The organism is Bacillus mesophilus, from assembly GCF_011008845.1.
In the GTDB taxonomy this organism is placed as follows: Bacteria; Bacillota; Bacilli; order Bacillales; family SA4; genus Bacillus_BS; species Bacillus_BS mesophilus.
The window spans coordinates 909,338-922,833 of the sequence record NZ_JAAIWM010000001.1 but is presented as its reverse complement, the minus strand read 5'-3'; the positions used below and the strand labels follow the sequence as shown (position 1 = coordinate 922,833).

General features: G+C 36.5%; 14 protein-coding genes and 1 pseudogene. 8 read left to right on the top strand and 7 right to left on the bottom strand.

From position 1 onward, the window contains the following. Positions 1-27 precede the first annotated feature (27 nt). The 5 genes and pseudogenes from G4D63_RS04770 to G4D63_RS04755 all read right to left on the bottom strand — a co-directional run bounded on the left by G4D63_RS04770 (position 28) and on the right by G4D63_RS04755 (position 4,420). Positions 28-741 carry a bacteriorhodopsin gene (locus G4D63_RS04770; RefSeq protein WP_163178176.1) on the bottom strand — a complete coding sequence of 238 codons (714 nt, stop codon included), beginning with the start codon at positions 739-741 and terminating at the stop codon, positions 28-30. Positions 742-926: 185 nt separating this feature from the next. After that, positions 927-1,874 (bottom strand): methyl-accepting chemotaxis protein, encoded by a 948-nt coding sequence (locus G4D63_RS22405; protein WP_420837801.1) that lies wholly within the window; start codon positions 1,872-1,874, stop codon positions 927-929. Beyond that, positions 1,869-2,003, bottom strand: a pseudogene (locus tag G4D63_RS22400) (HAMP domain-containing protein); the annotation flags it as partial. The pseudogene G4D63_RS22400 and the gene G4D63_RS22405, both read right to left, overlap by 6 nt. Before the next feature lie 653 nt (positions 2,004-2,656). Then, positions 2,657-4,171 carry an EAL domain-containing protein gene (locus tag G4D63_RS04760; RefSeq protein ID WP_338023895.1) on the bottom strand — a complete coding sequence of 505 codons (1,515 nt, stop codon included), beginning with the start codon at positions 4,169-4,171 and terminating at the stop codon, positions 2,657-2,659. Between the two features lie 39 nt (positions 4,172-4,210). Continuing rightward, the gene (locus G4D63_RS04755) at positions 4,211-4,420 is read right to left on the bottom strand and encodes a hypothetical protein (RefSeq protein WP_163178170.1); all 210 of its coding nucleotides are present in this window, start codon (positions 4,418-4,420) and stop codon (positions 4,211-4,213) included. A gap of 499 nt (positions 4,421-4,919) precedes the next feature. Between G4D63_RS04755 and G4D63_RS04750 the strand changes: the two genes are divergently transcribed. The 4 genes from G4D63_RS04750 to G4D63_RS04735 all read left to right on the top strand — a co-directional run bounded on the left by G4D63_RS04750 (position 4,920) and on the right by G4D63_RS04735 (position 8,127). Continuing rightward, positions 4,920-5,342, top strand: coding sequence for a MarR family winged helix-turn-helix transcriptional regulator (locus tag G4D63_RS04750; protein WP_163178427.1), 423 nt, complete (start codon positions 4,920-4,922; stop codon positions 5,340-5,342). 152 nt (positions 5,343-5,494) lie between these two features. Continuing rightward, positions 5,495-5,824 (top strand): hypothetical protein, encoded by a 330-nt coding sequence (locus G4D63_RS04745; protein ID WP_163178168.1) that lies wholly within the window; start codon positions 5,495-5,497, stop codon positions 5,822-5,824. A 494-nt stretch (positions 5,825-6,318) separates the two neighbouring features. Then, a complete protein-coding gene (locus G4D63_RS04740) occupies positions 6,319-7,230 on the top strand; it encodes a hypothetical protein (protein WP_163178166.1) in 912 nt (303 codons plus the stop codon). A 30-nt stretch (positions 7,231-7,260) separates the two neighbouring features. Then, positions 7,261-8,127: an alpha/beta fold hydrolase gene (locus G4D63_RS04735; RefSeq protein WP_163178164.1), complete on the top strand. Its 867-nt coding sequence runs from the start codon at positions 7,261-7,263 to the stop codon at positions 8,125-8,127. A gap of 107 nt (positions 8,128-8,234) precedes the next feature. On the opposite strand, the gene G4D63_RS04730 is transcribed toward G4D63_RS04735, so the two are convergent. Continuing rightward, positions 8,235-8,777, bottom strand: a complete 543-nt coding sequence (locus G4D63_RS04730) for a DoxX family protein (protein WP_163178162.1) — start codon at positions 8,775-8,777, stop codon at positions 8,235-8,237. Positions 8,778-9,035: 258 nt separating this feature from the next. Beyond that, positions 9,036-9,557, bottom strand: a complete 522-nt coding sequence (locus G4D63_RS04725) for a DoxX family membrane protein (protein ID WP_163178160.1) — start codon at positions 9,555-9,557, stop codon at positions 9,036-9,038. Between the two features lie 219 nt (positions 9,558-9,776). Here G4D63_RS04725 and G4D63_RS04720 point away from each other — a divergent pair, with 219 nt between their 5' ends. The 4 genes from G4D63_RS04720 to G4D63_RS04710 all read left to right on the top strand — a co-directional run bounded on the left by G4D63_RS04720 (position 9,777) and on the right by G4D63_RS04710 (position 13,360). Continuing rightward, entirely contained in the window at positions 9,777-10,334 is a 558-nt protein-coding gene (locus G4D63_RS04720; RefSeq protein WP_163178158.1) for a GNAT family N-acetyltransferase, read from the top strand. A 180-nt stretch (positions 10,335-10,514) separates the two neighbouring features. Then, positions 10,515-11,702 (top strand): YecA family protein, encoded by a 1,188-nt coding sequence (locus G4D63_RS04715; RefSeq protein ID WP_163178156.1) that lies wholly within the window; start codon positions 10,515-10,517, stop codon positions 11,700-11,702. A 197-nt stretch (positions 11,703-11,899) separates the two neighbouring features. Further along, on the top strand, positions 11,900-12,004 hold the full coding sequence (locus G4D63_RS22250) for a putative holin-like toxin (RefSeq protein WP_338023892.1): 105 nt from the start codon (positions 11,900-11,902) through the stop codon (positions 12,002-12,004). Positions 12,005-12,292: 288 nt separating this feature from the next. Continuing rightward, entirely contained in the window at positions 12,293-13,360 is a 1,068-nt protein-coding gene (locus tag G4D63_RS04710; protein WP_163178154.1) for a GGDEF domain-containing protein, read from the top strand. Positions 13,361-13,496 lie beyond the last annotated feature (136 nt).

Sequence of the window (13,496 nt, the reverse complement as noted above, 5' to 3'; positions counted from 1 at the left end):
TATATCAGGATCTATCCCTAAGATCTCTTATCCAGATACATTCATATTACTTACTTTCCGTAAACCTATTTTCCGTAATCCCCAAAGATCTAAAATACTAAAACCAACTTTCGAAAAGATTGGAAGTATAATAAACGCGGTGACATCTGTGATGTTCTGTGTAAGTCCAAGCCCAGAAGGACCTAATAACCACACTGTTGGGTAGGCAATCCAAAAGAGTGTAAGATAGGCAGCTGTTCGCTTGTAATGTTTACTTAGTTCTAGGCCTGAAGAATCGGCTATCTTTCTTAATGGGTACCATATGATATAAAGGATGATAAGAAGGGCAAAGACTCCTAGCGTATACCATATATATTTTTGAAATCCTGTTGAAAAATCCGCGATGAGACCGGTTAAAATCATAAACACATCTGCTCCTATTAAGGAACCAATCAGTGCCTTGTCTTTCTGTTCTTTAAGAAACATCGCTGTCAGTGCAAGCGCAAGTAATAATAAGGGGGTTGTGACGACCCAATCAAGGTATCTTGCAAAATAGACGAATCGATCTTGAACCTCTAAGAACCCCTGTCCTAAAGCAATGGATAGGTAAGCAGCACCTGACCAACATGGAATGAAAATTGCAATTACATATTCGTATCGATAGACACCCTGTGGATTTCTACTTAATAGATAAAAATACAAAGCTCCAGCTGCCATAACGATTACATAAAACCAATGTAATGATTCAATCTGATCTCCCATAATAACTCCACCTCCAATTCAGACTTTTTTTAACAGTATAGGAATCTTTGGTGTTTTTAATACGGTTTTAAGCTTAATGGGGATTCTTGTAAATGATGTATGTCAGTAAAAAGGATACTAATCCATGATGGATTAGTACCCTTTTTACTATTGTATTTAATTTGCTTGTTAGCCAACTAAGACTCCTATATTTTAAACCTACCAATCTGTCTACTTAGCTCTTCCGCCATGTGAGATAAATTAGTAGCAGAGGCTGTAATCTCTTCCATGGAGGCAAGTTGTTCTTCAGAAGATGCTGAAACATTTTGAGTGCCTGCAGCTGATTCTTCCGCAATCTGAGCAACAGCATGGATGCTTTGTAGGACAGTTTCTGTTCCTGCACTCATTTCCTTCATAGCAGTTGAAACTTCCTTTACTTGCCCCGTTACCGTATTGATGGCTTCTCTAATATGTTGGAAGGAATCTCCCGCTATTTTGGCAGTCTCAATTCCATTGTCCACTTCTTTGATCGTAGAATCCATAGACGTAATAGCTTTGGACGTCTCTGATTGGATTGTTGAAACAAGCTGAGCAATTTCTTTGGACGACTTTGCAGATTCTTCTGCAAGCTTTCTCACTTCATCAGCGACTACCGCAAAACCTTTTCCGTGCTCTCCAGCTCTTGCAGCTTCAATTGCCGCGTTAAGAGCGAGTAGGTTGGTCTGGTCTGCAATACCCGTAATTACCGTAACGATTTCACCAATTTCCCTTGATTGCTCGCCTAGCCCTTTCACGACATGGCTTAGGTTCTGAACTGTATTGGCAATCTCGTTCATTTGATTAACGGACTGATTGATTGCTTGACTACCTTCTTTTGTTTTGACAGCTGTTTCATCTACAGTAGCTGTAACCGTATCGGTATTTGCTGATACTTGAGTTACACTTGCGATCATCTGGTTAATCGTCTCGGAAGCATTTTCAACTTGCTTCGCTTGATGCTCTGAACCAGAAGCTAATTCTTGGATGTTAGAAGTAATCTCTTCACTAGCATGACTGCTTTGTTCCGCACTTGCAGTTAGCTCCTCAGATGTCGCAGCGACCTGGTCAGACGTTTCCTGAACCTGATGTACTAACCCTCTTAGATTGACTACCATCTCGTTAATTGAGTGGCTAAGAGTAGCCATTTCATCTTTCGTTTTAACTTCAAGCAATTTACCTGTTAGGTCACCTTTAGCAATGGTCTTCACACGATCCACTACTTGAATAATTGGCTTAATCAGCATTCTCGAAATAACAAGAGCAATAATAATCCCTAAAACGATACTAAGGACAGTTAAAATCAACGTTACCGTTTCCAGTGTAACTCCATTTTTCACTAGATTCTTACTATTGGTAACAATGATCTCCTCTCTAGTTTTTGAAAGCTCGTTAAAGCCATCCATAATTTCTCGGCCCACTTCCGTTCCTTCATTTTCTAGATAGTTTAACGCTTGCTCTTTATTCCCTCGATCATATTCATCAAATACTTTCTCTTGAATTTGTTGTCTCCACTCAATACTTGCATCAATAAATGGTTTTGCTTTGTCAGAGTCACTTAGTGCCAGAATTTGTGATTGAATCAGCTTGCTTTCTTGTGTATATTGGTCGAATGATTCCTTATAGGATGGATCACCGAATAGAACATATCCTCTTGCTAGGGCAATTCGCTGACTCATGTTAAAGGAAAGTTTTTGGTCAGCTAACAAGATCTCTAGGTCCTTTTCCACGACTTGTTCTACTTCTTTGTTAAAATTCATGATATTAACGAAAACATAGGAAGATAATGCGACTAGGATAAGTAGAATAATAGAAAATCCTAGTAACACCTTATATTTAATACTTTTCATACTGTTTCGTTCACCTTTCTCTAATAAACTTTTTTTTAATATAAGTTACTCTATATTAGGTTTGTATCTGCTAGTTTTGCTAAAGTAAGTGAGGAATCAAACAACTGATCCAAAGTACCTGGCTTCCCTAATAAATACCCTTGTCCAATAATTGGTCCAAGCTCCCTCAAGGTCTGAAGCTGATCTTCTGTCTCAATTCCTTCGCAAACCACTTGAAGTTGAAGGGCAATGGCGATGTTAGTAATCCCCTTAACAATCTCGTTTTGCTTTGGGTCCTGATCGACTTCTTGAATCAAGGAACGATCGAGCTTAAGAGTGGTGATGGGATATTCCTTTAAATAGCCTAAAGACGAATAGCCTGTGCCAAAGTCATCAATGGCAATTTGAATTCCTTGCTGCTTGAGTAAAGCCATCTTGTTATAAATATGAGAACCAGCTTCCATCGCGATATTCTCTGTGATTTCTAACTCCAGTTGATGGGGACTTAACCCACTAAGTGTTAGAGCCGAAAACACTCTTTCCTCAAAATCAGGTTGCTGAAATTCTAGTACCGATGTGTTAACAGAAAGTTTAACTTCCGTCTGTATCTGATGGTTTATAAGATACTGCTTGAACTCCTGACAGGCATGGTTTAATACCCAGTCGCCAAGTTCAATGATTTTGCCTGTTTCTTCAGCAAGCGGGATAAACTCCCCAGGTGAGATCATTCCGAGGTCCGGATGCTTCCAACGAACAAGTGCCTCTACTCCAATAAGCTCCATTGAATTCAAGCAAAACTGCGGTTGATATAGTAAATAAAACTCCTTTTTCACATGGGGGCTGAGTAGATCATTTAAAATGGTTTGTTTTCTAATACTTTCTTTATCTAAGATGGTTGTATAGAGCTGATATTGATTTCCAACATTTGCTTTAGCAGCATACATTGCTAGTTCTGATTGCTTAAACACCAGATCTACCTGGACATTTTCACTCGTAAACAAAGAAACCCCAATACTAGTCGTCATATAGACGTCATATTCTTTTATTCGAAAAGGCTGCTTAAATAGAGAGAGGAGTTTGGTAGTTATTTCTTTTATATGTTCACCATTTTCCACTCCAGGTGAAAAGAGGACAAATTCATCCCCGTTTCCTTTGAGTAAAAAATACTCCCCTTGTAAGCTTGAATTTATTCGGTCAGCGACTTGCTTTAATAGACTATTACCAGCTGAATATCCGTAACGGTCATTGATGTAACGAAAGCGATCGATATCTAGGGAGAACACCCCGCCTGATTGAATGTTTTCTCTTTGACAGAGCTCTTTGAAAAACGAGAGATTATACTGATCTGTAATTGATTCATGAATTCGGTTATATTCGTGATGAATCAGGGTAGATAGAATGTGAGAAAATAGTTTGATATAACCTTCGTCTTCTTGAGAAAAGGAATTAGCATGTGTTTTAAGAACGACTAGACTACCGAACACTTTGCCATCGTCAGTCACAAGGGGTGCACCTAGATAAGATCCGATGCCCAATTCCTTTGTTATTCTTAGATGACAGGTTAACTCTGAATCTAGCGAATGAATAATTTTTAGTAACTCACGGTTACTTTTATATAAGTACTGTCAATAGGCCTCTTCTAACGGAAGCCTTGACCCTTCAGTTAAAATAATGTCACTATCAATCAGAGATTTCACAATAGAAAAATGTTCTTTGTCCATGTGAGAAACAAAAAAGGTACCTGGACCGATTAGTTGACGCAAGGACTGAAGAATCTCCCATGCGGTGTCTTGGAATTTATGATAATGTTGAACTTCTGAGTATGGTATTTGCATGACAATGGTCCTTTCTTCAAGCCTAAACCTAGTCCAGTTAGTGAATAATGGTAAACTTGGTGTTTATTCTTTAGCTTGATGAATTAGTGCATCAAGATCTTTTGACATCAATGTGAGTTGATCTGTTACGGATTCAATTTCTTCTACAAATTGTAATTGTATCCTTTAAAGTAAACTCAATCATATTATCGGCAAAATTATTAGTAAATTTAATGATGGTATTCATTTCCTTACTGTCACAGACTATTTCTCTAATCCATTTAGTAGTGACTATGTAACATACGTATTTATAAAAATCGTGACTTTTTACCTACTGAAAGATAAAAGTATCGTATGTACAAAATATTTATATGAAAATACTACTAGAGGCAATTTAGGTTGTCAACAATTGAATTTTGTAAAATTGAATGTTGTGTTTCATATTTAATTTGATAAAATTAATACACAATATTTAAAAAATAAGAGGTGCTCACTTTTGAAAGATATACATATAGCTGATATGAAATTGGAAAATCAACTTTGTTTTTCCTTATATGCTAGCTCTAGAGCGATACTCCGTTTGTTTCGTCCGTTTTTAGACGAGATGGACTTAACGTATCCACAATATTTAGTTATGTTAGTACTATGGGACAAACAAGACAGCTCTGTTAAAGAACTTGGTGAATTACTAGACTTAGATTCTGGTACACTGACACCTATGCTTAAACGGATGGAAGCAGCAGACCTGATCAAACGACAGCGGGATCCAAAAGATGAACGAATTGTGTTGGTAACCATTACTGAAAAAGGGTTATCACTTCAAGAAAAAAGTACGTGTATCCCAAGTGCTCTCCTTGAGGCTTCTGGTATGTCAATGGAAGAGATTAAAGCATTAAACAATGCGGTAAAGCACCTTTCCGATCAAGTTCATAAAGGATTATAAACGAGATACCTGGTGGAAGTGGTATCTATATAGAAGTAAAAAGCATTGTTCAATGAACAATGCTTTTTACTTACTTCTGAATTAGTTATACATTTATTGTGAAAAATAGAAGAAAGTTATTACTTCTAAAATAGGTAAAGGATCGTGTGCTATTGAATAAGCTTGAAGCTAATGGATTTCTGTATCTTTTGATGATCATCCTGTTTATGGTAATTTTTTTCTATATGGGAAGGTTATTACGAAATATGGGCTGGAATTTTTGGATAGTAAATGGGCTTGTTTCCGTTGGTATTGGGACTCTTTCAAGTATTGGCTTGTATGTTCTAGACGTGTATTCAAATATGGTGATGGACGACAAAATTAATTATGTATTTATGGGTGTCATGATGACGATTATTATATTTTATCCTCTTTCATTAGGATTTAGGGGAAAGAAAGTTGACCTTAAGAATTTTGGCTTTTTTCATACCAAAAAGAAATGAGAAGACTACTGACCTAATATGATGTACATAGAATTACCAGCACTAAGCATTGTTCAGTGAACAATGTTTTTTAGTCGTTTCAGTGTTTCATTTATTATTGAAAACCTCCTCTATAAGAACGTACATAGATCATGAAACACAGCATAAAGTCAATGTATACACAAAAAGTACATATGACTCTCTTAATCAAGTGCAACATAACACAACGATCAGGAAGTATATCAATATAGATGGACGAGTAGGGAGTGAGATCAAAACCAATATCAGTTTACGATACGTTTTTCCTAAAGAAATGGAACGTATGTTAATTGGAAATGGTTTTGAGTCGTAAATGTTTATAAAAATTGGAATGAAACACCTATATCAGAAGATAGCAATCAGATGGTGTTGTAGGAAGGGGTAAGGGGAATTCCTTTAAAGAAGGATTAATTTTCCCCCTACAGAATAGTATATTTGAAGACCTACTTAAATGAAGTTTTATATAGGGGGGGAAAATGGAAACTAATCTGTACACAGTTGTACTTATTGTTAGTATTATATACTTGATTAGGAAAAAGGGAGAAGAAGAAGAAAATTTTTCGATTAAGATCATTGGCTACTTCTTGCTAGGAACATTTTCCTTAAATCTCAATCAATTCTCACTCCCACTGGGCTTTATCGTGTACCTGTTATTTTTTCGACCTACGTTAAATGTGAAGGTAAAACGAATGGCTGCAGTTTTTGGTTTGGTTGCTTTTGTATTTATGAATTACATTTTACCTTATGCTATTCATTCATATGAAAGCCGCCCCATTATGATCGAACACGAACTGGAGTCAGTCTATGAATTAAACTTCCAAGCAGAATATGAACGGGTTACGAGAGAATTAGATTTAAATAATCATAATGTCATGATTCAAAACTTTAATATAAATTATTTGAAGGATGGAGACATTACAGATTTAAGCTGGCAATTAATAGGTCATGATGGTACGATCTATCATCTTTACGAGGTTCGATATGATTTTGGAAAAGGCGTGTACAGAGTTACCCAAAGTCAGCTTGATACGTGGCTTCAATATTATGAACTAATGGAAGCAGGGCGTTTCTTTGAACATCTTTCTCTACTTGATGTGAAAGAACTAACATATGAGAAGGGTGACTATTCTTACTATGTGATCCAAAATTCAGGGGAACGAATAAACGTACGAGAAAAAAGTAACGAAGAAAAATACTTTATATCTAATGGGGAAGAAATACAGTTAGTAGATGATGAAAAGTTTTCGGTTGAAGGTCATTATGTTATAACCATGGCCATGAAGAAAATAGAAGAAAAGAGAAATAAGCAAGGAGATCTTATACAAGAAAGCTTTGAAGGCACTGAATTATCTTATTATTTATTTGATGTAGTTTTCGGTGAGAAATGATTTTTAACAGATGATTCATCCAAAAGGGGAATGTTTGTGAGAAATTGGGAAAGAAAAATACTTCATACATCACGTGGGGAATTCGAAATATTTGAAAAGGGGAAAGGGACACCAATTTGTGTCACCCATCATTACTCGATCTTTAACCACACAGGGGATTATTTTGCGGAATCATTTACAGAAACAAACCGAGTCTATTTAATTAATCTAAGAGAATCAGGGTATTCAGTGAAAGCAAAAGAGCATTATCAGTTAAGTATGTTGGAATCTATATTCGATTTAGAAGCTATTCGTGAAGAACTAGGGTTTGACCAATGGGGATTTGCAGGCCATTCCACTGGAGGGATGCTAGGGATCATTTATGGAATCTATTATTCAGAACGTTTATCGTTTAATGTAATGGTTGGGGCAGCTGCAAGAGAGTACATGACATTCTCTAAAGATTGTATCTATAACCCTGAGCATCCTAGATTTCATAGAATGCAAGAGCTAAATGAAGCCTTAAAACGTTCAGATCTACAATCAGGAGAGAGAATTGCGCTAAAAATCGAAAGAACAAAATTATCTTTATTTGAGTCTGAAAAATATGATGAGCTCTTTTCAAAGGATATAAGTAAAGAAATCTCTGCAATTCGCATGAACTTTTTTAACAGGGAATTGCAAATATATGATGTGACGAAGAAGTTGACGTTTATAACAACCCCCACCTTAATCATTTGTGGCAGATATGATGTACAATGTCCATTAATCTATTCTGTTGAATTAAATAAGGGAATACCTAACTCTAAATTAGTGGTTTTTGAGAGAAGTAACCATTACCCGTTTATAGAAGAAGCTGAGCCATTTATAAAAGAATACAAACTATTTATTACGGAAAACGTTCCTTCTGATACTTAGGAATGTGATTGTAGACCTTTAATCTTGGCTTTTTAAGATAAAAAAGGTGCCTAACCCCAGGTTTATCATATAACTTTCAGCTGGGGTTAAGGCACATTTTATTTGTTTTAAGCAGCAACCGGTTTATTGTTTACTTCATCTTTATTAGGGTTGTTTGGTTTGTTATCATTTCTTACGATTATCTTCTTAATCAGTGGTAGCACCCAACGGTCTAAACCATATCGACCAGCGTTATAACCAGCAACCATGATGATGAATCCCATCAGGATGTCAGTTGGGTTTTGGCTCACCGTTCCAGCCAGCATGAAGGCGAAGTTCATTACTACTCCGAAGAATGCAGCGGCTGTTGTAAAGCAACCTAAAATTAAACCTAAACCTACTAAGAATTCACCGAGTGGAACTAAGACGTTAAACACTGCTACGTTTGGTAGAGCAACATTTTCTAAGAAAGCGACGTACCAACCATACACGATTCCATCTGGCCCAGCAACGGGATTAGCGATCGCTCCTTTTAAATAACCAGTCGCATCAAATCCTCCACCCGTTAATTTCCGCCAGCCAGTTGTCATCCAAGCAAAGCCTAAAAATAGTCGTAAAGCGGTTAAGATATATGCACTAATTTTATGAGTTCTTATGAAGTTTACAATCATTTTGGTTTCCTCCTGTTCCCTAATTGGGAAGTTATCTTGTGAAGTGTTTCACAAATTGTTTTGAACTAGTTCGTACTCTTACTATAAATCATATCTGTATGCTTGACTGTGACCTGTATCACACTATTTCAACTTAGTTTAAAAAAGGTGTAAGTTTTCAAGAGCGGGATTTAAACTAGGTGGAAGTTAGGACTGAGGAACAGAAGGTGACTTTTAATGATCAAAAAAAAGGGACAAGGTACCTGTCCCTATGACCCACTATATTGAAACTGGTTTTTTATTTTGTTCTTTCTTTTTTTCTCTTGTCGTAATCTTTTTAATCATTGGGATCACCCAACGGTCCAGGCCGTATCGGCCAGCATTGTATCCAGCAACCATGATGATGATTCCCATCAGGATGTCAGTTGGGTTATGGCTTACGGTTCCTGCAAGCATGAAGGCGAAGTTCATGAGTACCCCGAAGAATGCGGCTGCGGTTGTAAAGCAGCCAAGGATTAGACCTAATCCTACTAATAATTCACCCCACGCTACTAAGAAGTTAAATAAAGATACGTTAGGAAGAGCTACAGTTTCTAAGAAGGTGACATACCATCCATACACCACACCATCTGGGCCAGCAACTGGGTTTGCGATAGCACCTTTTAAATAGCCCGTTGCGTCAAATCCTTCTCCTGTAATCTTCCCCCAGCCTGCTACCATCCACGTATAGCCTAAATACATTCTTAAAATTGTTAACAGATAAGCACTCATTTTATTGTTTCTGATGAAATTTACCACCATAATCGTTTCCTCCTGTTCCCTGCTCGGGAAGTTAATAATAAGTATGAGTATTTTCCATACATTGGAAAAGTTCATACCTTTATTCTACTCGCATTATTTTATCTAGCTGTGATTAGTGTCACATGATATCAGTGTTTTTAGAGTATTTTTGAAAAAAGGGTTAAAGTCCTAGTCTGTCGAAGTAACAATCATCAATGACATAATCGGAGTGTGAGTAAGATGGTTGACTTAAGCTATAAGCCGCTAATTATGGGGAAGAAAGTGACTCTAAGACCTTTTACAGAAGGGGACTTTCCTTATATAGAGGAATGCTTGAAGGATCCTGAAGTGATTAAACTCACTGGAAGTACTCCAGATTTTCATAGGGAGTCCATTTATAAATGGTACCAAACCAGAAATGACCAAACGGAACGTTTAGATCTTGCGATAGTGGATCCAGCACAAGATATCTTAGTGGGAGAAGTGGTCGCTAATCTTTATGATGAGAGTAGTCAAAGCATGAATTTTAGAATACTGATTGGCCCAAGAGGGAGAGACCGTGGTTTAGGTACAGAAGCGACGCAGCTGTTTATTGATTACATCTTTCAAAACAGTAATCTGGACCACCTGAATTTGGCTGTGTATGATTTTAATCCAAGAGCTAAGAAAGTGTACGAAAAAATTGGGTTTGTAACAGTAAGTATTGATGAAAAGGATTTAGAATGTGAAGGAGATTGGATCGATTTTATTAATATGAAATTAACTAGAATAGATTGGTTTGAAAGTAAAAGGGAGTGAATGTAACATATTCTCTGTAAGGGGATATTTAACTTTTGGGACAAGGTACCTGTCCCTGCGACCCACCTGCGACCCATATCCCATAGTTCGTATTTTCCAAATACTCCAAAATGGGTACATGAAGATCCTTCTTTCATGTATAATAAAAAACTACTCAATAGATTTAGAGAAGGTGAAAACATGAGCAACCAGAATAGCGCAGAATTAAAAAAGGCTCTGAAAAAGATGTTACATGGTTTACAGGATATGAAAAAAGAACAGGACGAGAAAGTACATAAAAGGCATTGGGGCGTTATAAAGATTCCTTTTACACTGCAGGAAGGTCTTGGTACATATACGAAGAATGAACTAGACGATATTAGAAAAAAGCTAGATGTGAAGAATGTTAGCAGTTTAAAAAAGGCAGAACTTATCGAGGTGCTAGAAGGCAGTATACGTGGAAATCTAGACGATATCTGTTCTTTATGGGATTCAGAACGTTTTAATTTACTACTAGACCTTGCGGGTAAGGATGGACATATAAATGCACCGAACCTAGAAGTAACTCAAATTCAGTATTTACGAAAAAGCGGGTTAATCTATTCAGGTACATTTGAAGGAAGCAGGATCTTGGCTGTTCCTACTGACCTACTGGAACCAATTTCTGCTTTGAAAAACAACGTACAAGTAAAAGAGAAAATAAATAGAAACACAGAGTGGATCGGTCTGACTAAAGGTCTTTTATATTACTATGGAACGCTAGATCTACCACTTCTTATAGAAATGATCGAGAAGCATACAAACGAAAAATTGTATCTTCATGAATACCTGGAAGTAATGAATGATGCTATTTCATATCGAAAAGATATCATCATTACTGAGTCAGGCTTTTCCAATCCTAACGTGTCTGATCAACAAATGATAATGCAAGAACAAGAAATGCGAAAGAACCTACCGTTCTATCCTTTTACTAAGCAACAGCTTCTATCTGCGGGTGAGCCTGGCTTCGTTGATCAAAATCATACCTATCTAAAACTAGTAAGCTTCCTTATGAAAGAATTTGAAATGAGTAAAGTGGAAGCAGAAGGTTTAGTAGGAGAGTGCGTGATTGAAACGAGAATGGGAGAAAGCCCAAATCGTATTCTGCAGTTGATGGCTTCTGCATTAAAGGTTGAAAACGTGGAGCTCCTTAAAGTACTAACGGATCATGTTATTGATCTAATGAATCATACGAGGGCATGGTTCCTAAAGGGACATTCATCTATGGATTTAAAACCAAAAGAGACGAATCCAGCCTCGTCTGTTTCAGTAAAGGTTGGTCGAAACGAGCCTTGTCCATGTGATAGTGGGAAAAAGTATAAAAAATGCTGTGGTAACGTGGTAGCCTAAATGAAGTAATCTCATCTACATGAGTAGGTGAGATTTTTTATATGTTTGGATATCGATTAAGTGTCCAAAATAGGTCTTTAGAAATATAGAACGTTTGTTCCTATTTTTGTTTTGAAGTGATATACTATTGATTACAACTATATACAAGCAGGCAGGCGGTTAGCCCATTTCCTTTTAGAGAAGGGAGGTGGAATATAATGACGACTTATGAAGCAATAACTGTGATATTTCAATCTAATTTAGTTTTATTAGGGGTGATCACAATTGTTGTAATGCTATTTGTCGCAAATAAAAAGAAGTAGCCGTCTGACCTGTGAGAGGGGATAGACAGTTACTCCTTTTTGTATGACATCAATCTCGGCTAGCCGCTAAGCGGTTTGTAGTTGTCGATCAGGTGTTCAAGCACCTGATCTCTTTTTAGTATATGTTCATTATATATATTTCATTTCCTTTTATCAATCTTAAAAAGGTGGTGGATGAAGCGACAAATAGTCTATCAAATTTAATATATTATAAATAATAATCCTTTATTACTACATAGTCCCTCTATATAATGAATATAACATCATTTATGAATGTGAAGTGATAAATTGATAGATAAAAAACTGCTTGTTCGAGATATTTTAAATACTTTATGGGTCATTATCGTTCTATATGTAGCGGCTACAAGTATTAACTTCTTTTTTACTTCTAGAAGAAGCTGGTTGTTTATTAATGAAGTCATCATTTATCCATCTCTAAAGCTGATTATCATCATGACTATAATAGAATTTGCTCTATTAAGGGTCAAAAAATACATCGAATATCTGGTCATGATTGCCTTAACAATTATGGTTTGTGTATTAGTGACAACCTTGTATGAAAAAACGGTTGCTCTCTTTCTATTTGTTTTTCCCGTCCTCACTTCCTTGTTTTTTTATAATTTAACGCTTTTAAGAGTGTCTATACTGGTTGCTATACTATCCTTTGTAGGTGTTTCTGCCTTTTCAGAGAATGTTCAAGCTCATATGAAGCACTCTGACTTTATTATTATGTTTGCCATTATCATGGGATTTTCCTTTTTAACTACCACTCTATTGAAGCATGGTCGTAAGCTCATGAATGACCTATTGAGGACGACAAAAGAAAAGCGAGAATTGATTACTAAAAACATTTATATGGAACGGTTAACTCGGATAGATCCTGCAACAGAGTTGTACAATCACCGCTCCTTTCATGAACATTTGGATTCAATATTTACCTTTGATTCCCCCGAAACATTAGATGTACATGTATCGGTACTTGATATTGATAATTTTAAAAATATCAATGATACGTATGGACATCGAGCGGGAGACAGCGTGATTGTAAAAGTGGCTGAGCAAATTAAAAATTGCCTAGAGGGAGAGGATTTTGGTTCCCGTTATGGTGGCGAAGAGTTTGCTATTGTAAGTATCGGGATCAGTACGGAGGAATTTTTTAAGAAAATCGAGGAGATTAGAACAAATATTGCTGCAGTAACCTTTAACGAGCTAGAGGGAAATCATGTAACAATCAGTTCAGGCATTCAAAAACTGATGCCTGGGATGCAGAAGGAAGCCTTGTTCAAAGGGGCTGACACTGCTTTATATACGGCGAAAAGGTCAGGTAAGAATAGAACGATGATCTCAAATGAATAATCTTGAATACGCTTTTAATAGGCGTATTTTTTTGTAGGATTTTTTCGATAAAAGTAAAAATATTCTGAAACCTATTGAGGTTGTAAACGTATTTATTAAATAAGAAGGAATGGAAATAACGTAGAGAGAGAGGTTG